Origin of the sequence: Arthrobacter sp. FW305-BF8 (assembly GCF_021789315.1) — a bacterium.
Lineage (GTDB): Bacteria > Actinomycetota > Actinomycetes > Actinomycetales > Micrococcaceae > Arthrobacter.
In genome coordinates this window covers 3,007,084-3,028,853 of sequence record NZ_CP084561.1, presented here as the reverse complement: position 1 = coordinate 3,028,853, position 21,770 = coordinate 3,007,084, and the positions used below count along the sequence as shown (strand labels likewise).

Below are 21,770 nucleotides of genomic sequence, written 5' to 3'. Positions count from 1 at the left end.
AAGGATTTGGGGGCGAGTAGTCGTGAGGAAACCGGTAAATGAGTAGTGTTCTGACAATCCGCGGAGGCGTCCCGCTAACTGGCCGTGTCACCGTCCGCGGTGCCAAGAACCTTGTGCCCAAGGCCATGGTGGCCGCGCTGCTGGGCAACGAGCCTTCCGTGCTGCGGAACGTTCCGGAAATCAAGGACGTCGAGGTAGTCACCAGCCTGCTCCAGCTCCACGGCGTGACCGTCGACAAGGATCCCGTCACCGGTGACCTGACCCTGGATCCCAAGGGTGCCAAGACTGCGCCGAGCACGGCCATAGACGCCCACGCCGGCGACTCCCGGATCCCCATCCTGCTGTGCGGTCCCCTGATCCACGCGGTCGGCGAGGCCTTCATCCCGGACCTGGGCGGCTGCAAGATCGGGGACCGGCCCATCGACTACCACCTGAACGTGCTGCGGCAGTTTGGCGCCGTCGTCGAAAAGCGTCCGGGCGGCATACACATTTCGGCGCCCAAGGGCCTGCGCGGGGCCAAGATTTCCCTGCCGTACCCCTCCGTCGGCGCCACGGAGCAGGTTCTCCTGAGTGCCACGCGCGCCGAAGGCATCACCGAACTCTCCGGTGCCGCCACCGAGCCGGAAATTGTTGACCTCATCGCCGTGCTGCAGAAGATGGGCGCCATCATCAGCGTCCAGACGGACCGCACCATCCGGATCGAGGGTGTCCGCGAGTTGGGCGGCTACAACCACCGCGCGCTGTCGGACCGCAACGAGTCGGCCTCCTGGGCGTCCGCGGCGCTGGTGACGCGCGGCGACATCTTCGTTGAAGGCGCCTCCCAGCGGGACATGATGACCTTCCTGAACACCTTCCGCAAGGTGGGCGGCGGCATGGACATCGGCGAGGACGGCATCCGCTTCTACCACCGCGGCGGCAAGCTCAGTCCCCTCGTCCTCGAAACGGACGTCCACCCCGGATTCATGACCGACTGGCAGCAGCCCCTCGTCGTAGCCCTGACCCAGGCCGAAGGCGTGTCCATCGTGCACGAGACCGTCTACGAGAACCGCTTCGGCTTCACCGAGGCACTCATCCGCATGGGCGCCAGCATCCAGGTGCACCGGGAATGCCTGGGCAGCGTGCCGTGCCGCTTCGGACAGCGGAACTTCCTGCATTCCGCCGTCATCTCCGGCCCCACCCAGCTCAAGGGAACCGACATCGACGTACCTGACCTCCGCGGCGGCTTCAGCCACCTGATCGCCGCCCTGGCCGCCACGGGAACTTCCCGCGTGACCGGAATCGACATCATCAACCGCGGCTACGAGCGGTTCACCGAGAAGCTGGCCGGGCTCGGCGCCGACTTCGACATTTCACCGGCGAAGTAGCGGGGGCCCGGTGAAAGAATCGGCCAAAAGCCATACAACGTTCGTGATCATCGCCGGCATTGTCCGGCCGGTCCTGAACCTGATCATGAGCAAAAAATGGGAGGGCACGGACAAGCTTCCCGCCGGCGGCTTCATCGCCGTGCCCAACCACTGCACCGAGATCGACCCCCTCGTGATCGGGCACATGCTGTACAGCAACAAGCGCGCCCCGCACTTCCTGGCGAAGTCGGGCCTCTTCAAGGTCCCGGTGGTGGGCGCCGTACTGCATGCCACCAAGCAGATTCCGGTGGAACGCTCGACGGCGGGGGCTAACCGCTCGCTGCAGCTCGCCCAGGAGATTGTGGCGGAGGGCGGAGCGATCATCATCTACCCGGAGGGTACGCTGACCCGCGACCCCGATCTGTGGCCGATGAAGGGCCACACCGGCGCCGCCCGCCTGGCTCTCGAAACGGGCATCCCCGTGGTGCCGATGGCGCACTGGGGCGCGCACGAGCTCTTTCCCCGCTACGCCAAGCGGTTCCACCTGTTTCCGCGGAAGACGTCCAGGATCCGGATCGGCGACCCCGTCGACCTCTCGCGCTTCGCGGGCCGGTCCCGCGACAAGGCCACCCTGGCCGAAGCCACGGATGTCATCATGGATGCCGTCACCGGTCTCCTGGCCGAACTCCGTGGGGAGCAGCCGCCGGCCCGGCGCTGGGACCCCACCGCCCACAACCAGACGAAGCACGGCCGCGACGTCGAGCGGGGCGGGAAGTGACGCCTGTTCACGCCCGGCCCGGCTCCGCGGTATCCGTGGCAGTCCTGGGCGCCGGCTCGTGGGGCACCACGTTCGCGAAAATCCTGGCCGACGCAGCCACCGCCTCCGGCGTGGAGCGCAGCATCCGGCTCTGGGGGCGCCGCGAGGAAGTCGTCGCCGAGATCAACGGCAACCACCGCAACCCCCAGTACCTGGCAGACATTGACCTGCCGCCGAGCATCTCCGCCTCCACCGACGTGGCGGACGCGCTGTCCGGAGCCGACCTGGTTGTCCTTGCCGTACCGGCGCAGTCCCTTCGCCTCCAGCTGCGCAAGTGGAAGCCCCTGATCGGGCCCGACGCCCTCGTGGTGTCCCTGATGAAAGGCCTTGAGTTGGGCACCGACGTCCGGATGAGCGAGGTGATCGCTGAGGAACTGGACATCCCGGCCGACCGAATCGCCGTCGTCTCCGGCCCCAACCTGGCGATGGAGATCGCCCGGGAGGAGCCCACAGCCTCGGTGGTCGCCTGTCCCGACTCGGCCGTCGCCGGCTGGATCGCGAGAAGCTGCACGGCGCCATACTTCCGCCCCTACACCACCTCGGACATCGTGGGTGTGGAGATCGGCGGCATCGTCAAGAACGTCATCGCACTGGCCGTGGGCATCTGCGAGGGAAAGCAGATGGGGGACAACACCAAGGCGTCCGTCATTACCCGCGGCCTGGCCGAAACCTCCCGGCTGGCCCTGGCGCTCGGCGGGAAGGCCCACACCATGGCGGGCCTGGCCGGGCTTGGGGACCTGGTGGCCACGTGCTCGTCACCGCTGTCCCGGAACCACACTGCCGGCCGCCTGCTGGGACAGGGCCTGACGCTGGACGAGGTCGCGCAGAAAATGACCCAGACCGCCGAAGGCATCAAATCCGGCCAGGCCGTCCACGAACTGGCCGGCAAGCTCGGCGTCGAGATGCCCATCACGGCGGCCGTCGTCGCGGTCCTCGCCGGAAAATTGTCCGTTGACCAACTCGGGCCGCTACTGCTGTCCCGGGAACTTAAAGCCGAAGGCGATTACTGACAGTGTCGGAAGAAAACTTGACCGCAGCGGACAACACCAGCCAGACCAAGGCCGCCCACGGCGGTAGCCAGCCCAAGCCGCGGGTGGCCGTCCTCTTTGGCGGCCGCTCCAGCGAGCACGCCGTCAGTTGCGTAACTGCTGCCGGAGTGCTGGGGGCCATCGACCGGAACAAGTACGACGTCGTTCCCATCGGTATTGCCAAGTCCGGCCAGTGGGTCCTCCCGCCGGGGGACACGGCACAGTGGTCGCTGTCCGCAACCTCGCTTCCGGAGGTCGCCCCGTCGGCTAGGACAGTGAGCATCACGGAGATCGGGGGGGAGCACAAGCTCATCGTGACGGCTCCCAACGAGGTGCCGCAGGAACTTGGATCCGTGGATGTGGTGTTCCCGCTGCTGCATGGGCCGTTCGGCGAGGACGGCACCATCCAGGGGCTTCTGGAACTCTCCGACACCCGCTACGTCGGTGCCGGCGTGCTCGCCTCGGCGGTGGGCATGGACAAGCATTTCATGAAGGTGGTCTTCGAGGCCGCCGGCCTGAAGGTGGGCCCGTACATCGCCGTGACCGACAGGCAGTGGCGCAACGACCCCGAGTCTGTCCGCAAGCAGGTTGACCTGCTGGGCTTCCCGGTGTTCGTCAAGCCCGCCCGCGCCGGATCCTCGATGGGGATCTCCAAAGTTGACTCGCTTGACGGCCTGGACGCCGCGATAGAGGCGGCCCGCGAACATGATCCGAAGCTGGTGATCGAGGCCGGCATCGTGGGCCGGGAAATCGAATGCGCCGTGCTCGAGGGCCGCGGTGGCGATGCGCCGCGCACGTCCCTGCCCGGCGAGATCTCCGTGGCCGGCGGCGGGCACGAGTTCTACGACTTCCAGGCCAAGTACGTGGATGACGCGGCCGCCCTGAGCTGCCCCGCGGACATGCCCGAGGAAGCGATTGCCCGCGTCCGCGAGCTCGCTGCAGCGGCGTTCGACTCTGTGGGAGCGGAGGGCCTGAGCCGGGTCGACTTCTTCTACACTCCGGACGGCGACCTGATCATCAACGAGATCAACACGATGCCCGGATTCACGCCGAAGAGCATGTACCCGCAAATGTGGGCGGCCACCGGACTGAGCTATCCGGAACTGATCGACGAGCTGATCTACCTGGCGCTGACCCGCAAGACCGGCCTGCGCTGACATGTGGGACCTGGCCCGCTACTTGCTGGTGGGCAGGTCCTGCAGATCCTCCTGGCCCACGCAGTTGCGGCTGGCCTTGATCTTTGCGGCTGCGGCGGACAGGTCAGCCAGGACGGTGGCCGAGCTGATCTTGTCCGGATCCATCAGGATTTCCGTGGCGGGTTCCCGGCCGTAGGTGGTCAGCGTCCACACGGGGCTGCCCTCCTTGATGACCCAGTCGACGTCGTTGACGCTGACGCAGCGGTCCGTGGTGGGTCCGGGGACGTTGACGCCGCACCGCAGGACCACCTGCGAGGGGTCGCCCCAGGCGGCGGTGGCCTGACTGTTCGTCTTCCGCAGGCGGGCCTCGCCGATCGCATCCGGAAGGGCCACCATCATCGGGGCGCAGGCCGGATTGGCTGCGTCGGCGGCGGGGGCAACATCGACGGCGGGTGAACAGCCGCCCAGCACCAGTCCAGTCAGCGCGGTGCCCACGGCCACTGTCAGCCTGCGGATGGGTTTCTGGACAGGGTTCTCGGCAGGCGGGTATTGCATCCTTCAAGCCTATCGTTCCGCGCAGAGCCGGACTGACCGCCGAATGACGCCCGCACTTCGTGCTGGCCGGGCCCGGAAACCCGGCCAGCCAAAGAATGTCCGTCCGTGGCGGTAGCGTAGTGGCGTGCCCCAAACACCATTGACTGTCGCCCAGCTGTCCGAAGCGGAGCTTCTGGTACGGATCTTCCCGCGCCTGGAACTCAATGCCTTGCACAGTGCCGCCGTGCTCCTTGGACCGGGCGATGACGCCGCCATTATTGCTGTTCCGGACGGCAGAACGGTCATCAGCATCGACACCCAGGTCCAGGACCAGGATTTTCGGCTTGAGTGGCGCAACGGCTACCGGACCACCGGATATGACGTCGGGTGGAAGGCCGCGGCGCAGAACCTGAGCGACATCAACGCCATGGGTGCCTCGGCAACGTCCATGGTGGTGAGCCTGACCCTGCCGCCTCGCACGCCGGTCGGATGGGTGGAGGACCTGGCGGACGGCCTCACGGCCGCCATCAGCAAGCTGGGCGCGCGTGCCTGTTCTGTCGCGGGCGGCGACCTTGGCCGCGGCCGCGAACTGTCCGTCACCGTCGCGGTCCTCGGCACGCTCGACGGTGGCAAGCCGGTACTCCGGTCCGGCGCCCAGGCAGGCGATACCGTGGCCATCGCCGGGCGGGCAGGCTGGGCTGCCGCCGGGCTGGCACTGCTGGAGTCCGCCCATCAGGTGGGTTCCCTTTCACCGGGCCTGCTGTCCTTCCTTGAGCTTCAGTGCCGGCCGGAGCCGCCCCTGGAGGCCGGGCCGCTGGCACGCATGTCCGGAGCCACAGCGATGATGGACATTTCCGACGGCCTGGTGCGGGACGGAACCAGGATGGCGGTGGCCAGCCACGCTGTGCTGGACTTGGATCCCGGGCACCTTGGCCAGCTCGCCGAGCCCCTCCGCCCCGCGGCCACCCTCCTGGGTGCCGACCCGCGCGCGTGGGTACTCGGCGGCGGGGAAGACCACGGGCTCCTGGCCACATTCCCGGCGGGCATGCAGGTGCCGCCCGGCTTTACTGGGATAGGCTCAGTACAAGCCTGCGGCGCCGACAAGGCGCCCGGCGTGACGATCGCGGGACGGCCCGCTGACTCCGTGGGATGGGATCACTTTGCAGACTAAGGTTGCCGCGAACGCGCAAGCGATGAAGCGGTGGTTGGGCAAGGCCGAAACCGCACTGGGCAACCACAGCGACCGCCTGAACGCCATCAATATCTTCCCGGTAGCCGACGGCGATACCGGTACCAACCTCTACCTCACGGTCCGCGCCGCCCACCGGGCGCTCCAGGACGCCGTCCCCGCAGACGCAGGCCCCATGCAGATGCAGATGCAGGTGCCGGAGCAGGCCGGGCACCCGGCACAGCTCAATGACGTGGGCGCCGTTCTGGCGCATGCCGGGCAGGCGGCCATGGAGCAGGCCAAGGGGAACTCAGGCACGCTGTTCTCCGTCTTCCTCTGCGCAGCGGCCGAACCGCTGGCCGGACACGCCAGGCTCACCTCCTCGCTCCTCGCAGCTGCCCTCAACCGGGCGCAGATCAGGGCCTGGTCAGCGCTCAGCGACCCCGTTCCCGGCACCATGCTGTCCGTGATGGAGGCGGCGGGGCGGGCCGCGGCCGCCGTCGACGCCGGCCAGAACGGCAACGACAGCAACCATGCCCTGGGCCTGGTCCTGGATGCGGCCGTGGCGGCTGCCCTCGAGGCCGTGGTCCGCACGGAGGGGCAGCTTGATGCCCTGCAGGCCGCGCACGTGGTGGACGCCGGCGGCGTGGGAATGCTGTTGATCTTGGATTGCCTCCGCTCGGCGGTGCTCGGCGAGGAACTCCGCAGCGAGCTTTTGGACGGCCTGCACGGGTACGACCTCCAGGACCCCCACATCCACACCGGCATGCCGGACGACGACGGCGTGGAGGTCATGTGCACCATCAGCCTGTCCCCGCTGGACGCCGCCACCCTCAGGCAGCGCCTGGATGAACTCGGCGACTCCGTCATCATGAGCCAGGCTGGCCCTTCCGCCGATGCCGAGGGCCGGTACCGGTGGCGTGTCCACGTGCACGTCCCTGACCCCGCTCCGGCCCTTGGCGTGATCAGGTCGCTGGGCAATCCGGCGGACGTCTCCGTCAGCGAGCTCGCCCTGCCCCGGGACCCGTCGGGAGAAGTGGGCGCCGAAGGACGATGAACGCCGAACTGGAACTCGGCCTGGAGCGCCGGGTCGGCAAGCGCTCCGCGGCGGCCATCGAGAAGCACCTTGGCATCACCACCGTCGGCGGCCTGCTGAACCACTTCCCGCGCCGCTACCTCAACCGCGGTGAGCTGACGCGCATCAGCGAACTTCCGTTCGATGAGGAAGCGACACTGATCGCCCGCGTCGTCTCCAACAGCACCCGGCAGATGCGCGCGCGGAAAGGCTCCATCACCGACGTCGTCGTTACCGATGACGCCGGCACGGGCACACTGAAAATCAGTTTCTTCAACGGCCGTCTCGCCAGGGCCGAGCTGCATCCCGGCCGGCGGGCCATGTTCTCCGGGAAGGTGACGCGCTACCAGGGTTCACTGGGGCTGACCAACCCGAACTACCAACTGCTGGACAAGGACCCGGATGTCCCGGACATGGACCCTGAAAAGCTCGCGGCCATGCCCATCCCGATCTACCCGGCCACCGCAGGCCTTACCAGCTGGTCCATCCAGAAGGTCGTGAAAGCCCTGCTGGAAACCGCGGACCTGGACGCCTTGCCGGACCCGTTGCCGGCGGCCATATCAGCGCGGGAAAAATTCCTTCCGGTGCCGGAGGCTTACCGGCTCATCCACGCCCCGGAGACCGCGCAGGACTGGCGCAATGCCAGGGACCGGTTCCGCTATCAGGAAGCCCTGGTCCTCCAGTCGGCTCTGGCCCGGCGCCGGGCCCAGCTCGCTTCCGAGGAGGCCACCGCCCGGCGTCCCGTGCCGGAGGGGCTGCTCGCGGCCTTCGACCGCCAGCTGCCGTTCACCCTGACCGCGGGCCAGTCCGCCGTCGGCAAGACCCTCTCGGAGGAGCTGTCGCAGGACTGGCCCATGAACAGGCTGCTGCAGGGCGAGGTAGGCTCCGGAAAAACCATCGTGGCGCTGCGGGCCATGCTCCAGGTGGTCGACGCCGGGGGACAGGCAGCGCTGCTGGCGCCCACGGAAGTGTTGGCGGCACAGCACTTCGATTCCATCCGGCGGACACTTGGCGAGCTGTCCCGCGACGGGCTCCTGGGCGGGCTGGGCGACCATTCGGTGCAGGTCAGCCTGCTTACCGGCTCCATGCCGACTGCCGCGCGCAAGCAGGCGCTGCTCGACGCCGCGTCCGGCACTGCCGGGATCGTCATCGGCACCCACGCGCTGTTGAGCGACAACGTCACCTTCTTTGACCTGGGCCTCATCGTGGTGGATGAGCAGCACCGTTTCGGCGTGGAACAGCGCGATGCCCTGCGTGCCAAGGCCAGCAAGCCGCCGCACCTGCTGGTCATGACCGCCACCCCGATCCCCAGGACCGTGGCCATGACGGTGTTCGGCGACCTTGAAACATCCGTGCTTGACGAACTGCCCGCCGGCCGGGCACCCATCACCACGCACGTCGTCGGCCTCGCGGAAAACCCCGCCTGGGCCGGCCGCATCTGGTCCCGCTCCCGCGAAGAGATCGAGTCGGGCCACCAGGTCTACGTCGTGTGCCCCAAGATCGGGGCGGACGACGACGGCGACTTCACTCCCGGTGAAGCGGAACCCGACCCCGGGGAACTGGAGGGAGACGGAGCCGCGCGCGAACTGGCCTCCGTGACCGCCGTCGTCGAACACCTCAGGGAGGAACCGGCCTTGGCCGGAGTGGCGCTGGCGCCACTCCACGGGCGCCAGGACCCGGTGCTGAAGTCGGAGACCATGGCCTCCTTCACGGCCAACAAGACCAAGCTGCTGGTATCCACCACCGTCATCGAGGTGGGCGTGGACGTGCATAACGCCACCCTGATGGTCATCCTGGACGCGGACCGCTTCGGCATCTCCCAGCTTCACCAGCTCCGCGGGCGCGTGGGCCGGGGAGGGCTGCCGGGCACGTGCCTGCTCGTGACCACCCTCGAACCGGGGCACCCGAGCCGGCGCCGGCTGGACGCCGTCGCCGCCACCACCGACGGCTTCGAGCTTTCCCAGGAGGACCTGAAGCTGCGCCGCGAGGGCGACATCCTCGGCGCCTCGCAGTCCGGTGGCCGGTCCACGCTGAAGTTGCTCCGTGTCCTGGAGCACGAGGACATCATTGCCCGGGCCCGGCAGGACGCCCAGAAGATTGTGGGCACAGACCCTGCGCTGGCCGGCCAGGCGGCACTTGCAGAGGCCATTGACGAGTACCTGAACCCCGAGAAGGAGGCGTTCCTTGAACGCGGCTAGCACGATGACCCTGCCACCCGCACTGCCGCAGGCAGGGGACAGCGCGGGGGCCGGCGCATGAGCAGGATCGTTGCCGGCGCCGCGGGCGGAACCCCGCTGGCCAACGTGCCAGGTTCAATGACGCGGCCCACCACGGACCGGGTCAAGGAGGCGCTGTTTTCCCGGCTGGACGCGTTTAACGTGCTCGGCGGCGCCCGCGTCCTGGACCTCTACGCGGGATCCGGTGCGCTGGGGGTCGAGAGCGCCAGCAGAGGGGCGGAAACGGTCGATCTCGTGGAGTTCGACGCGAAGGCCAGCGCCGTGTGCCAGCGGAACGCGGACCTCATCAACGGAGTCCTGGGCCGCAAGGCCGTCACGGTGCACCGCTCCAAAGTGGAATCCTTCCTCGAGCGGACGGCCGCGGACACCGCATGGGACGTCGCGTTCCTGGACCCGCCTTACCCCCTCGACGAGCCCGCGCTGGCGTCCGTCCTGCAAAAGCTTGCCCCGCACCTCAGCGACGGGGCGGTGGTAGTGGTCGAACGGTCGTCGCGCTCTACCGAACCGGGGTGGCCCGGAGGCCTGGAGCGCTTTGCCGAGAAGAAGTACGGCGAGACACGGCTGTGGTACGCCGAACCGTCCAGCGGCCAGGATGTGGACCTCGCGCTGGAGGCCGAGGACTAGCTCCTAGTCGGACAACCCGTCCAGTTCCACACCGGCCAGGACTTTGGCCGGATGGGGGCCGCGGGCTGTCAGGGCGGCGGTCCACTCGGGCGGCCACGGCCTGCGGGTGCCGGCAAGGATGATGTTCCCGGGATACTTGCCCGCGAACATGCCCGCCTCGGCGCAGGCTGCGACGTCGGTCATGGCCCTGCGCAGCGCAGCCACCTGGCTCCGGACGAGCGTCAGGCCCGGCTCGTCGCCCACATTCACAATCAACACGCCCCGCTCCGAGAGAAGGGCCGCGGCCTCCTGGTAGAACCCGGTGCAGGCGATGTGTTCCGGTGCCTCCGGCCCGGAGAAGATGTCCAGGATGACAACGTCGAAACGCAGGTCCGGCGGCAGCTCGGCCAGGGCGGCGCGGGCGTCGCCGATGACCGTGTGGAGGTCGGTTCCGTCCGGCAGCGGCAGCCGCTCCAGCACGAAGTCCAGCAGCTCCCGTTCCAGTTCCACGGCGTATTGGACGGAGCCGGGGCGGGTCGCCTGGATGTACCGTGCCAGGGTCAGCGCCCCGGCCCCCAGATGCAGGGCACGGATGGGTTCACCCCACGGAGCGGCGAGGTCCACGACGTGCCCGACACGGCGCAGGTATTCGTAGAAGATGTCCTCGGGGTCGGCCAGGTCCACGTGGGACTGCTCGGCGCCGCCGATGCTGAGCACGAAACCCCCGTCAGTGTAGGTATCCGGTTCGATGACGGCGTGCTGGCCGGTGGCGCGCAGAAAGCGCGATGCCCGGGCTCCGCCGGGCATGGTCAGAGCCTGTCCCGGAGGGTCGCCAGCCGCGCGGCGGCCTCCTCGAGGACTTCGTCGCGCTTGCAGAACGCGAACCGCAGCAGGCTGCGCGTCCGCTCCGCGCCCTCGGGGTGGCAGAACACGGGCACCGGAATGGCCGCCACTCCCACTAGCGCGGGCAGGCGGCGGGCCAGGTCCACCGAGTCGCGGATGCCCAGCGGGGAGGTGTCCACGTTGACGAAGTAGGTGCCGTCGGGGGTGAACACCTCCAGTCCGGCCGCGCGCAGCCCCTCACTCAGGATGTCGCGCTTTTTCCGCAGCGTGGCGGAGATGCCCTGGTAGAATTCGTCGGGCAGGGCCAGGCCGGTGGCGATGGCACTCTGGAACGGGGTGCCGGAACTGTAGGTGAGGAACTGCTTCACGGTACGGACCGCCGCTACGAGGTGCTCAGGGCCGCTCAGCCACCCGACCTTCCAGCCCGTAAACGAGAACGTCTTGCCTGCCGAGGAAATGGTGACCGTCCTGTCGGCGGCCCCCGGCAGCGTGGCCACCGGAATGTGGGTGACGCCGAACGTGAGGTGCTCGTAAACCTCGTCCGTGATGATGATCGCGTCATGCTTCCGGGCTAGGTCGACGACGCGCTGAAGCACCTCGCGCGGGAAGACCGCACCGGTCGGGTTGTGCGGGTTGTTCAGCAGCACGACTTTGGTGCGGTCGGTGAACGCCGCCTCCAGGGCTGCGGAGTCGGGCAGGAAATCGGGGGCCAGCAGCGGGGCCGTGACATGCGTGGCGCCGGAGAGCCCGATGATCGCACCGTAGGAGTCGTAAAACGGCTCGAAGGTCAGGACCTCATCGCCGGGGCCGACGAAGGCCAGCAGTGACGCGGCAATTGCCTCGGTGGCTCCGGTGGTGACGATAATTTCAGTGTCCGGGTCCGGCTCCAGCCCGTAGAACCTCTTCTGGTGTGCGGACACGGCCTTCCGGAGCTGGGGGACCCCCTTGCCGGGCGCGTACTGGTTGGAGCCCTCGGCAATCGCGGCCTGGGCGGCCGCCTTGATCTCCGCGGGGCCGTCCTCGTCAGGAAATCCCTGCCCCAGGTTGATGGCACCGGTCTGCATGGCGAGCGTGGTCATCTCCTCGAAGATGGTCACACCCAAAGTGCCGTTCCCCGCCAGCAGGTTCGCTCCGGTGGCCGCACGCTGCCAGGGAGCCGGAAGGGTTTCTGTCATTGGTTTCCTGCCTGTCTGTTCGGCACTCTTTTCAGCCGCGGGCGCGTTCGCGGCCGTGCCCCAGTCATGGTATCCCGGCCTGCGGATACGGTAGGTTCGGAGCATGAGACGCGCCGTATGCCCAGGCTCCTTCGACCCCATCCACAATGGACACCTCGAGGTCATCGCCAGAGCCGCGAGCCTGTTTGATGAAGTGATAGTCGCCGTGTCCACCAACTACGCCAAGAAGTACCGGTTTCCGCTGGAGGAACGGATTGAGATGGCCAGGGAGACACTGGCCTCCCTGCGCGGCATCGTCGTGGAACCCGTCGGGGAGGGACTCCTGGCGGAGTACTGCCGGCAGCGCGGGGTGTCCGCCATCGTGAAGGGGCTGCGGTCGTCGTCGGACTTTGACTACGAGCTTCCCATGGCGACGATGAACCGCCAGCTGAGCGGGGTGGAGACCGTGTTCCTTCCGGCAGAGGCGCACTACCTTCACCTGTCATCAACCCTGATCAAGGAAGTTGCCAGCCTGGGCGGCAGCGTCTCCGAGTACGTTCCCAGGTCCGTGCTGAAACGGCTTCTGGCTGGCGGCGCGCCTTAGGCCCGCCAGCCCTGAAGGGGGTAGGCTTGTCCGGTACGTTTCCGGTGCACGCCGGCCGCGTGCCCCGGCGTGGCATCCGGTTTGAGTCCGTCAGGGAGTTCAGGCTAAGATGGTACGTCGGTCATATGTTCAACAGGAGTTCTCATTAAGCGAGATGCAAGTTCGCCCTTGATGTTAGATGTCAAGGACCTCGGGCGCAGCCCGGGGAGCATGCGTACACTGACGGAACATCTACCCGCGCCGAAAGATCTCGGCGTGGCGCTCATTGGCGTTCAGGAAGGCTCGGATATCGAGCTCGACCTGAAGCTTGAGGCCGTACACGAAGGAATTCTGGTATCAGGAACCGCCCTTACCGAAGTAAACGGTGAGTGCGGCCGATGCCTGGATCCCCTTGCGTATGACCTTGAGGTCAATGTGCAAGAACTTTTCCTCTACGAAGGCGTACTGCTTTCCGACGGGGAAGACGATGAAGAGCAACGTCGAGTCGAGCACGATCTGATCGATCTTGAGCCGGTGTTGCGGGACGCAGTCGTGACCGCGCTGCCGTTCCAGCCGGTGTGCCGGGAAGACTGCCAGGGTCTGTGTTCCGAATGCGGAGCGCGCCTGGAAGACGAGCCGGGGCACCACCACGAGGTCGTAGATCCTCGCTGGGCTGCCCTAGCTGATCTGGCTAAGCCTGACCGGCAAAATTGATTTGTAAGTGTTTTTCTAGAGAGAAATGAGTTAGCCGTGGCTGTTCCCAAGCGGAAAATGTCTCGCTCGAATACCCGCGCCCGTCGTTCCCAGTGGAAGGCAACTGCCCCCCACCTGGTGAAGACCGTCGAGAACGGCCAGGTCACCTACAGCCTGCCGCACCAGGCAAAGGTCGTCACCGACTCGGCTGGCACTGCGCTGTTCCTTGAGTACAAGGGCCGCAAGGTCGCGGACGTCTAATCGGCCTACAAGTCGATCAGGATGTCTTCAACTGAAGAGCTTCTGAAGCGTCTCGGTGTCTTCATTGACGCCGGGACGCTTCGTCTTGCTCTGACACACCGTTCGTACGCCTACGAAAACGGCGGCATACCCACCAACGAGCGCCTTGAGTTCCTGGGTGACTCCATCCTGGGCTTCTCCGTCACCGATGCGCTGTACCGCGACAACCCGACGCTCCCTGAGGGCGATCTGGCCAAGCGCCGGTCGGCGGTGGTGAGCACCCGTGCCCTCGCCGGTATCGGCCGCAGTCTGGGCATCGGGGACTACATCTACCTTGGCCAGGGGGAGAAGCTCACCGAAGGCAAGAACAAGGCCTCGATTCTGGCTGACACCATGGAAGCCCTCATTGGCGCTACCTACGTGTCCAACGACATCGAGACCGCACGCCAGCTGGTGATGCGCCTCATTGGTCCGCTCCTGAAGGACGCCGCGGCGCTCGGTGCCGGCACGGACTGGAAAACCAGCATCCAGGAGCTGGCCGCGGGCCGTCAGCTGGGCAGCATCTACTACGCCGTTGAGGGCTCCGGCCCGGACCACGCGCGCACCTTCGTCGCCCAACTTCAGATCGGCGGAACCGCCTACGGCACAGGCTCCGGCCACTCCAAGAAGGAAGCCGAGCAGGAAGCTGCCGCGGACGCCTGGCGGAAGCTTTCGGGCGCGGCAGTCAAGGTCGCCGACGCGGAGCCTGCACCGGCAGACGCAGCGGCGGCTCCCTCGGATTCCGCCGCGGGCAGCTAAGCACCGGTGCCTGAACTTCCCGAAGTGGAGGTGGTCCGGCGCGGCCTGGTCAACTGGGTCCGCGGCCGGACCGTCACCGGCGTCGACGTTGTGGACCCGAGATCCGTGCGCCGGCACGCGCTGGGGCCCGAGGATTTCGCGGGAAACCTTGAGGGAGCCAAAATCCTCGATGTCGTCCGCCGGGGCAAGTTCCTCTGGATGCCGCTGCAGGAAGACGGTGTGTCCCGTGGCAGCACCGGTAGCGGCGGTTCGGGGCTGCCCGGCGTCGCGCTGATGGCCCACCTCGGCATGAGCGGCCAGCTCCTGATGCAGGACAGCTCCGTTCCGGACGAGAAACACCTGAAGGTCCGCCTGCGGCTGAGTCCGGAGGAAGCCATGCCGGAGCAGTTGCGGTTCGTGGACCAGCGGATCTTCGGCGGCCTGTTCATCACCACCCTTGTTCCCACGGACGACGGCGGACCCGGCGGGACTGCGGAGGACCCGCTGCCGGTCATTGCGGAGGAAGCCACGCACATCGCGCGTGACCCCCTGGACCCGCATTTTTCCTTTGACACCTTCTACCGCCGCCTCCGGAAGCGGAAGACCGGGCTAAAACGCGCGCTGCTGGACCAGGGGCTCGTGTCCGGGATCGGCAACATCTACGCTGACGAGGCCCTGTGGCGGGCAAAACTGCATTATGCGCGGCCCACCGACACACTCCGTCGGGCTGAAGCCGAACGCCTCCTCGCCGCTGCCCGCGACGTGATGGCCGATGCCCTGGCTGCCGGCGGTACGAGCTTCGATTCCCTGTACGTCAACGTCAACGGCGCGTCCGGCTACTTTGAGCGGTCCCTCAATGCCTACGGCAGGGAGGGGCAGGAATGCCGGCGCTGTGCTGCCGCCGGGATCGTCAGCATCATGAGGCGCGAGCAGTTCATGAACCGTTCCTCCTACACTTGCCCCGTATGCCAGCCGCGGCCCCGCAACGGCCGCTGGTGACCATGGACACCTTGGTCGGGAAGGCCCGGAACGCCGCAAATCCGGGGATTCCTGCCCGTTTGCCACTAGATTTGGTGGAGGACCAGCACCCGCTGCAGCCACCTATGGAGATCTGAAAACCTTGCACCTCAAAAGTCTGACCGTCCGGGGCTTCAAGTCGTTTGCGTCGGCCACGACGTTCGACTTCGAGCCTGGCGTCACGGCAGTCGTCGGGCCCAACGGCTCGGGCAAGTCCAACGTCGTGGACGCCCTGGCGTGGGTCATGGGGGAGCAGGGCGCCAAAACCCTCCGCGGCGGCAAGATGGAGGACGTCATCTTTGCCGGCACGTCCGGCCGCCCGCCCCTGGGCCGCGCGCACGTCTCGCTCACCATCGACAACGCCGACGGCGCCCTGCCGATCGAGTACAGCGAAGTCACCATCTCGCGCACGCTCTTCCGCACCGGCGGTTCGGAGTACGCCATCAACGGCTCGGCGTGCCGGCTCCTGGACATCCAGGAACTGCTCTCCGACTCCGGGCTCGGCCGCGAAATGCACGTCATCGTGGGGCAGGGACAGCTGGACCGCGTCCTGCACGCCACTCCCGAGGACCGCAGGGGCTTCATCGAAGAAGCCGCCGGCATCCTCAAACACCGGCGGCGCAAGGAGAAGACCGTCCGCAAGCTGGAGGCGATGCAGGCCAACCTGCAGCGGCTCAGCGACCTGACCGGGGAAATCCGCCGGCAACTTACACCGCTCGGCAAGCAGGCAGCGGTGGCACGGCGTGCGCAGACCGTCCAGTTCGAGGTCCGCGATGCCCGCGCCAGGCTGCTGGCAGATGACGTGGTCCAGCTCCAGAACACCCTTGCGCAGGACATCGCCGACGAGTCCGCGCTCAAGGCACGGCGCGCCGTCGTCGAAATCGAACTTGAGGGGGGCCGCCGGCGGCAGGCCTCCCTGGAACAGCTTGCGGCGGAGGCGACCCCGCAGCTGAACGCCGCCCGTGACACGTGGTATCAGCTGTCCGCAGGACGCGAGCGGCTGCGCTCCCTCGCATCTTTGGCCCAGGAACGCTGCCGCCTGCTGGGATCCGCGGATCCAGCGCCGGAGCCCGGCCGGGACCCGGACCAGCTGGAGCGGCAGGCGGCGCGCGTCCGCGGCGAGCAGGCGGAGCTGGAGCAGGACATCCTTGCCGGGCGCGCCGCGCTGGAGGCTGCCACCGCCGCCAAATCAGCGGCTGAGGATGCAGCCGCGGCCGAGGAGAAGCGGCTCACCGCCGCGCTGCGCGCAGCCGCAGACCGGCGTGAGGGCTTGGCGCGGCTCGCCGGCCAGGTGGGCGCGGCGCGGTCAAAGGTGGAATCTGCCCAGGCTGAAGTGGGCAGGCTGCGCGAATCCCTGGCAGCAGGCGATGAGCGCCGCCGGCATGCCCAATCCGAGTTCACCGCGCTGGAATCGCAGGTAGCGGGGGTCGAGGACGGCGAGGAAACCCTTGATGCCGAATACGAGGACGCCAGCGCCGCCCTCGACGGCATCCTGGCGGAAATTGATTCGCTGAAAAGCACCGAGCGGGACGCCGTCCGCGAACGGGACGCGCTGAAGGCACGGCACGAGGCCCTCCAGCTGGGCCTCAACCGCAAGGACGGCTCTGAGCATGTCCTCAATGCCGGGGTGGCCGGTACCGTCGGCCCGCTGTCGACTGCACTGACCGTTGAACCGGGCTATGAGGCCGCCGTGGCTGCAGCACTGGGCAGCGCTTCGGACGCCATCGTGGTGCGGGACGCCGGAACGGCATCAGAACTGGTGCGCCTGCTCAGGGAGGACGACGCCGGCCGTGCCACGCTGCTGCTCGAGGCCGCGCCACCTCCGGCAGCGGCGCCCGCTGCCGCAGGCATACCCGTTGCAGGAATACCCGCTGCAGGAAACGGTGCCCTGCCAGCCGGGGCCCGCCCGGCGGCGGACCTGGTGACGGCCTCCGGAACCACGGCGGCGGCCGTGCGTACGCTGCTCGCTGCCACCGCCGTCGTCGACGATCATGAAGCGGCGGCGGACCTGGTCGCCGGGCGTCCTGACCTTACCGCCGTGACGCTCGCCGGCGACGTATTCACCGCCTGGACCGTCACCGGCGGTTCCGCGAAGGCGCCCTCGCTGCTTGAGGTGCAGGCCGCCGTCGACGACGCCGCGTCCCGCCTGGCGGCGGTCACGGCGGGGCTGGAACAGGGCCGCTTTGCCCTGGCGGCCGCCGAGGCCCGGCGCGGCGAGGCGCAGGAACGCGCGGACGCCGCGCTGGAGCGCCTGCATGAATCGGACGCCCGGCTGGCAGCGGTGGCCGAACGGCTGGGCCACCTCAACTCGGTCCTTCGCAGCGCCGTCGGCGAAAGCGAACGGCTGGCCGCGTCGTTGGCCCGTGCGGAGGCAAACATCGTGGCCGAGCAGGAGGCGCTGACGGCGGTGGCATCGCGGCTGGCGGCCGCCCAGGACGCGCCCGCCGAGGAGGAACCGTCCACGGAACAGCGGGACGCGCTGGCCCTGGCCGCATCCCAGGCACGGTCGGCCGAAATGGAAGCCCGGCTGTCCCTGCGCAGCCGGGAGGAGCAGCTCACGGCCATCAGCAACCGGGCCGCCTCGCTGGAACGTGCGGCGGCCTCGGAACGCCGGGCGCGTGAACAGGCCGCCGAACGGGCCCGCCGCCGAAGGATCCAGGCCAAGCGGGCGGCGGCAGTCTCGGCCGCGGCGGAGCACCTGATCCGGTTCAGCGACGTTTCCGTTGAGCTGGCCGGCCGGGAGCGGGACCTTGCCGAGCAGGTCCGGGAGCAGCGGGACCGGGAACTCTCCGCTATCCGCACGGCCAACGACGCGCTGGCCCGCGAACTGGCGGAACTGACCGACTCGGTGCACCGCGACGAGCTGGCGCGTGCCCAGCAGCGGCTCCGGATCGAGGCGCTGGAAACGAAGTCGGTGGAGGAGCTGGGGCTGACGGCGGACCAGCTCGTGGCGGATTACGGCCCGGACCAGCCGGTGCCCCTGCCCGCCGCCGCTTCCACGGACAAGTGGGCGGCGCTGCGGGCGCCGGTCGATACCGAGGGCCAGCCCGTGGTGGAGGGCGTGCCGTTCGTCCGTGAGGAGCAGGAAAAGCGGCTCCGCAAGGCGGAACGGGACCTGTCATCGCTGGGCAAGGTCAACCCCCTGGCGCTGGAGGAGTTCGCAGCACTGGAGGAACGCCACCAGTTCCTCAGCACCCAGCTGGAGGACCTCAAAGCCAGCCGCAAGGACCTGCTGGACATCATCAAGGAAGTCGATGACCGCGTGCAGAAGGTCTTCTCTGAGGCATTTGCGGACACCTCGGCCCAGTTCGTGCGGGTCTTCGGCCGGCTCTTCCCGGGCGGGGAGGGAAAGCTGGTCCTGACCGACCCCACGGACATGCTCACCACCGGCATCGAGGTCGAAGCCAGGCCCGCGGGCAAGAAAATCAAGCGGCTGTCGCTGCTCTCCGGCGGCGAAAGGTCACTCACCGCGGTGGCCCTGCTCGTGGCTATCTTCAAAGCCCGGCCCTCGCCCTTCTACGTCATGGACGAGGTCGAAGCGGCGCTGGATGACACCAACCTGAGCCGGCTCATTACGATCTTCGAAGAACTCCGCGAATCCAGCCAGCTGATCGTGATCACACACCAGAAGCGGACCATGGAAGTGGCTGACGCGCTCTACGGTGTGACGATGCGGGGCGATGGCGTGTCCACGGTCATCAGCCAGCGGCTCGGAGCGGACGTATAGGGACGTGTGGCTTGTGAGAAGCTAGGGGTGTGAATGACATTATCCCCATTCTTCTGCCCATTCTGGCTGCCCTGGTAGTGATCGGCGGGCTGGTCCCGGTGCTGATGAAGGCCCGGAAATCCCGCACGCAATACCTCGGCACCCGGGACGCCAACGACCCCGTTGCGCCGCACGGCGGCGGAGGGACCCTCCTGGAGGACCGCGCGGCTGCGCCTGCTGCGCCTGCAGTCCGAAAGGACCCGGACGCCGTCGACATCGAAGGCCTGGAAACCGAGGTCCCGGACGACGCCGCAGGCCTGGAAACCATCCCGGTGGAGACGCCGCTGCCCGTGGCGGGGCGGCTCAACCGCCTCCGGGAACGCCTAGTCAAGTCCAACAACGTGCTCGGCAAGGGCCTGCTGGCACTGCTCTCCAGCGACAAGATCGACGAGGACGTCTGGGATGAGGTGGAGGAAACCCTGCTCCTGGCCGACCTTGGCACCGAACCGACCATGCAGCTTGTGGACGCGCTCCGCGAACGCGTGAAGGTCCTGGGCACGCGCGACCCCGAGCACGTCAAGGCGCTGCTCCGCGAAGAGCTCATCAAGATCGTGGACCCGTCCATGGACCGGACCCTGCGGGTAGACCGGCACGCGGACAGGCCGGCCGTCGTGATGGTGGTGGGCGTCAACGGCGTCGGCAAGACCACCACGGTGGGCAAGCTGGCCCGCGTGCTCGTGGCGGAGGACAAGGACGTCATCCTCGGCGCGGCCGACACCTTCCGTGCCGCCGCGGCAGAGCAGCTGGCCACCTGGGGACAGCGCGTGGGCGTTCCCACCGTGAAATCCGACATCGACGGTGCGGACCCGGCATCCGTGGCGTACGAGGCCGTCAAGGCCGGCATCGACCAGGAAGTCGACGTCGTCATGATCGACACTGCCGGCCGCCTTCAGAACAAGGTCGGCCTGATGGACGAGCTCGGCAAGGTCAAGCGCGTTGTGGAGAAGCTGGCCGAGGTGGACGAGGTCCTTCTGGTGCTGGACGCCACCACCGGCCAGAACGGGCTCAACCAGGCGCGGGTCTTCGCGGAGGTCGTCAACATCACCGGCATCGTGCTGACCAAGCTGGACGGAACCGCGAAGGGCGGCATCGTCGTCGCCATCCAGAAGAGCCTCGGAGTACCAGTGAAGCTCATCGGCCTAGGCGAAGGTGCGGACGACCTCGCGCCGTTCGAGGTGGAGGGTTTCGTCGACGCCCTCCTGAACTAGTCGCTCTCCCAACTAGGTAGCAGCAGGGGGCGTTCCCAGTCTTGGGAACGCCCCCTGCTGCTACCTACATGCGTTTAGGGGGCGTCTGCAGGCTCGCGGTGCACCGTCTCCCGCGCGGCCAGCCAGCCTGCCGCGGCGGCCAGGAGCACCGCGCCCGTGGCTGCGAAGGCCCAGCTGTAACCCAGCCGGTCGGCCAGCAAACCGACGAGCACCGGCCCAAGGATGGCACCGATGTCCGAGGTCATCTGGTAGGCCGCCAGTACAGGTCCGCCGGAACGTTCGCGGCCAATCACATCGGCAACCGCCGCCTGTTGCGCGGGATTGAGCATTCCCGCTCCCACTCCCGCCAGCATCGAGGCGGCCAGGAACCACCCCAGCCCCTGAGTCAGGCCAATCCCGGCCGTCGCCGCGCCCGTGACCACGAGCCCCGCCACCATCATCGGCTTCCTGCCCAGGCTGTCGGCCAGCCGGCCCGACACGGTCAGGGCGAGGGCATTCCCGGCGGCGAAGACTGCCAGCGCCCAGCCCGCCGCCCCGGGCCCGGAGTTCAGGGCCGTAACGGCAAACAGCGGCACCGTGGCCATGCGCACACCGAAAGTAGCCCAGCCGTTGGCGAAGCTGGAGAGCATGGCTGCCCGGTAGGCGCTGTCGCCGAAGGCCTCGCCGAGTTTCATGGCCGGCGCAGCCGCTGCCTGGCCGCGGGCAGAGCCGGGAACATGGCTGAGCTGCGTCTGCACCACCAGGGCAGCCAGAACGAGCGCGCCGGCGTAGGCCAGGAACGGGATGCGCAGGCCGAAGCCGGCGAGCAGGCCGCCGACGATGGGCCCGCAGACGTTGCCGATCAGGAACGCCGACGCGTACGCGCCGGACACCCGGCCGCGGCTCTCCGGTGGGGCCAGCCTGATGACCAGCGCCATCGATGCCACCGTGAACATGACCGATCCGGCACCGCCAAGCCCGCGGAACACCAGCAGCTGCCAGTAGCTCTGGGCGAAGGCGCAGGCGGCCGTGGACGCCGCCACGATGAGCAGTCCAGCGACGTAGACCGGACGCTCGCCGAGCCTGCCGATAAGGGCGCCGCCGGCGGGGGCGAACAGCAGCCGCATGAGAGCAAAGATACTGACGATGACAGCGGCGGCCGTCGCGCCGACGTCGAACGTGGTGGCGAATTGCGGCAGCACCGGCGCCACCAGGCCAAAGCCCAGGGCAATCAGGAAGGCTGCGACAAGCATCACCTTGATGTCACGGGGCAGCGGAGCGCCGTCGGCGCGGCGGACCGCGGTGAAACGAAGTTTGCCCGCGGCATTACGGGGGAGTGGGCTCATGAAGCGGCGGATCCTTGCTGAACAGGCACGGCGGGCGTTTGGGGGCGATGAAACATAACCGTAACAAGCAGGATATGCACCATTTACGTCAGGGAGGTTGTTGTAACAGACCGGCAATCTAAATCCTCCGCCAGCGAAACACACCGGGGCAAAACTTGGTCCAGGACGCAAAAAGGCGTTGGGCAGGCGGATCACTCCGCAGCATTCGATCAAGAGAGGACGT

19 protein-coding genes are annotated in these 21,770 nt (G+C 67.9%); 15 read left to right on the top strand and 4 right to left on the bottom strand.

The features are described from left to right. Positions 1-38: 38 nt before the first annotated feature. From murA to LFT45_RS13575, 4 genes are read left to right on the top strand one after another with little or no spacing between them, the layout of a single operon-like run. The gene (murA, locus tag LFT45_RS13590; RefSeq protein WP_236803808.1) at positions 39-1,364 is read left to right on the top strand and encodes a UDP-N-acetylglucosamine 1-carboxyvinyltransferase; all 1,326 of its coding nucleotides are present in this window, start codon (positions 39-41) and stop codon (positions 1,362-1,364) included. 10 nt (positions 1,365-1,374) lie between these two features. Then, positions 1,375-2,121 (top strand): lysophospholipid acyltransferase family protein, encoded by a 747-nt coding sequence (locus tag LFT45_RS13585; protein WP_236803806.1) that lies wholly within the window; start codon positions 1,375-1,377, stop codon positions 2,119-2,121. After that, on the top strand, positions 2,118-3,170 hold the full coding sequence (locus LFT45_RS13580; protein ID WP_236803804.1) for an NAD(P)H-dependent glycerol-3-phosphate dehydrogenase: 1,053 nt from the start codon (positions 2,118-2,120) through the stop codon (positions 3,168-3,170). Before LFT45_RS13585 ends, LFT45_RS13580 begins: the two co-directional genes overlap by 4 nt. Before the next feature lie 17 nt (positions 3,171-3,187). Then, positions 3,188-4,345 carry a D-alanine--D-alanine ligase family protein gene (locus LFT45_RS13575; protein ID WP_236809349.1) on the top strand — a complete coding sequence of 386 codons (1,158 nt, stop codon included), beginning with the start codon at positions 3,188-3,190 and terminating at the stop codon, positions 4,343-4,345. A gap of 18 nt (positions 4,346-4,363) precedes the next feature. On the opposite strand, the gene LFT45_RS13570 is transcribed toward LFT45_RS13575, so the two are convergent. Continuing rightward, positions 4,364-4,879, bottom strand: coding sequence for a DUF3515 family protein (locus LFT45_RS13570; protein ID WP_236803802.1), 516 nt, complete (start codon positions 4,877-4,879; stop codon positions 4,364-4,366). Positions 4,880-5,003: 124 nt separating this feature from the next. Between LFT45_RS13570 and thiL the strand changes: the two genes are divergently transcribed. The 4 genes from thiL to rsmD are packed head-to-tail and all read left to right on the top strand — an operon-like array spanning position 5,004 to position 9,962. Continuing rightward, positions 5,004-6,029 carry a thiamine-phosphate kinase gene (gene thiL, locus LFT45_RS13565; RefSeq protein ID WP_236803800.1) on the top strand — a complete coding sequence of 342 codons (1,026 nt, stop codon included), beginning with the start codon at positions 5,004-5,006 and terminating at the stop codon, positions 6,027-6,029. A gap of 22 nt (positions 6,030-6,051) precedes the next feature. Continuing rightward, a complete protein-coding gene (locus LFT45_RS13560; RefSeq protein ID WP_236803799.1) occupies positions 6,052-7,083 on the top strand; it encodes a DAK2 domain-containing protein in 1,032 nt (343 codons plus the stop codon). Continuing rightward, a complete protein-coding gene (locus LFT45_RS13555) occupies positions 7,080-9,299 on the top strand; it encodes an ATP-dependent DNA helicase RecG (protein WP_236803797.1) in 2,220 nt (739 codons plus the stop codon). Before LFT45_RS13560 ends, LFT45_RS13555 begins: the two co-directional genes overlap by 4 nt. A 57-nt stretch (positions 9,300-9,356) precedes the next feature. Continuing rightward, positions 9,357-9,962: a 16S rRNA (guanine(966)-N(2))-methyltransferase RsmD gene (gene rsmD / locus LFT45_RS13550; protein WP_236803795.1), complete on the top strand. Its 606-nt coding sequence runs from the start codon at positions 9,357-9,359 to the stop codon at positions 9,960-9,962. A gap of 3 nt (positions 9,963-9,965) precedes the next feature. Here the strand turns inward: rsmD and LFT45_RS13545 are convergent, their stop codons facing one another. Continuing rightward, positions 9,966-10,748, bottom strand: a complete 783-nt coding sequence (locus LFT45_RS13545; RefSeq protein WP_236803793.1) for a spermidine synthase — start codon at positions 10,746-10,748, stop codon at positions 9,966-9,968. 2 nt (positions 10,749-10,750) lie between these two features. After that, the gene (locus LFT45_RS13540) at positions 10,751-11,959 is read right to left on the bottom strand and encodes an aminotransferase class I/II-fold pyridoxal phosphate-dependent enzyme (RefSeq protein WP_236803791.1); all 1,209 of its coding nucleotides are present in this window, start codon (positions 11,957-11,959) and stop codon (positions 10,751-10,753) included. Positions 11,960-12,062: 103 nt separating this feature from the next. Here LFT45_RS13540 and coaD point away from each other — a divergent pair, with 103 nt between their 5' ends. The 7 genes from coaD to ftsY all read left to right on the top strand — a co-directional run bounded on the left by coaD (position 12,063) and on the right by ftsY (position 20,222). Continuing rightward, entirely contained in the window at positions 12,063-12,542 is a 480-nt protein-coding gene (gene coaD, locus LFT45_RS13535) for a pantetheine-phosphate adenylyltransferase (RefSeq protein ID WP_236803789.1), read from the top strand. A 168-nt stretch (positions 12,543-12,710) separates the two neighbouring features. After that, positions 12,711-13,235, top strand: coding sequence for a YceD family protein (locus LFT45_RS13530; protein ID WP_236803788.1), 525 nt, complete (start codon positions 12,711-12,713; stop codon positions 13,233-13,235). A gap of 36 nt (positions 13,236-13,271) precedes the next feature. Further along, the gene (rpmF, locus tag LFT45_RS13525) at positions 13,272-13,475 is read left to right on the top strand and encodes a 50S ribosomal protein L32 (protein ID WP_009356569.1); all 204 of its coding nucleotides are present in this window, start codon (positions 13,272-13,274) and stop codon (positions 13,473-13,475) included. A 21-nt stretch (positions 13,476-13,496) separates the two neighbouring features. Continuing rightward, positions 13,497-14,252 carry a ribonuclease III gene (gene rnc, locus LFT45_RS13520; protein WP_236803785.1) on the top strand — a complete coding sequence of 252 codons (756 nt, stop codon included), beginning with the start codon at positions 13,497-13,499 and terminating at the stop codon, positions 14,250-14,252. Positions 14,253-14,258: 6 nt separating this feature from the next. Next, positions 14,259-15,230, top strand: a complete 972-nt coding sequence (mutM, locus tag LFT45_RS13515; RefSeq protein ID WP_236803783.1) for a bifunctional DNA-formamidopyrimidine glycosylase/DNA-(apurinic or apyrimidinic site) lyase — start codon at positions 14,259-14,261, stop codon at positions 15,228-15,230. A gap of 121 nt (positions 15,231-15,351) precedes the next feature. Then, positions 15,352-18,975, top strand: a complete 3,624-nt coding sequence (gene smc / locus LFT45_RS13510; protein WP_236803781.1) for a chromosome segregation protein SMC — start codon at positions 15,352-15,354, stop codon at positions 18,973-18,975. A gap of 29 nt (positions 18,976-19,004) precedes the next feature. After that, positions 19,005-20,222, top strand: a complete 1,218-nt coding sequence (gene ftsY / locus LFT45_RS13505; protein WP_236803779.1) for a signal recognition particle-docking protein FtsY — start codon at positions 19,005-19,007, stop codon at positions 20,220-20,222. Between the two features lie 74 nt (positions 20,223-20,296). Here ftsY and LFT45_RS13500 read toward each other — a convergent pair whose 3' ends face one another. Continuing rightward, on the bottom strand, positions 20,297-21,547 hold the full coding sequence (locus LFT45_RS13500; RefSeq protein WP_442863558.1) for an MFS transporter: 1,251 nt from the start codon (positions 21,545-21,547) through the stop codon (positions 20,297-20,299). Positions 21,548-21,770: the final 223 nt, after the last annotated feature.

Excerpts from the sequence above, each read along its gene's own strand:
- murA (WP_236803808.1), top strand. The coding sequence starts at position 39 with ATGAGTAGTGTTCTGACAATCCGCGGAGGCGTCCCGCTAACTGGCCGT.
- LFT45_RS13570 (WP_236803802.1), bottom strand. The coding sequence starts at position 4,879 with ATGCAATACCCGCCTGCCGAGAACCCTGTCCAGAAACCCATCCGCAGG.
- LFT45_RS13560 (WP_236803799.1), top strand. The coding sequence starts at position 6,052 with ATGAAGCGGTGGTTGGGCAAGGCCGAAACCGCACTGGGCAACCACAGC.
- LFT45_RS13555 (WP_236803797.1), top strand. The coding sequence starts at position 7,080 with ATGAACGCCGAACTGGAACTCGGCCTGGAGCGCCGGGTCGGCAAGCGC.
- rsmD (WP_236803795.1), top strand. The coding sequence starts at position 9,357 with ATGAGCAGGATCGTTGCCGGCGCCGCGGGCGGAACCCCGCTGGCCAAC.
- LFT45_RS13545 (WP_236803793.1), bottom strand. The coding sequence starts at position 10,748 with ATGCCCGGCGGAGCCCGGGCATCGCGCTTTCTGCGCGCCACCGGCCAG.
- LFT45_RS13540 (WP_236803791.1), bottom strand. The coding sequence starts at position 11,959 with ATGACAGAAACCCTTCCGGCTCCCTGGCAGCGTGCGGCCACCGGAGCG.
- coaD (WP_236803789.1), top strand. The coding sequence starts at position 12,063 with ATGAGACGCGCCGTATGCCCAGGCTCCTTCGACCCCATCCACAATGGA.
- rnc (WP_236803785.1), top strand. The coding sequence starts at position 13,497 with ATGTCTTCAACTGAAGAGCTTCTGAAGCGTCTCGGTGTCTTCATTGAC.
- LFT45_RS13500 (WP_442863558.1), bottom strand. The coding sequence starts at position 21,547 with ATGAGCCCACTCCCCCGTAATGCCGCGGGCAAACTTCGTTTCACCGCG.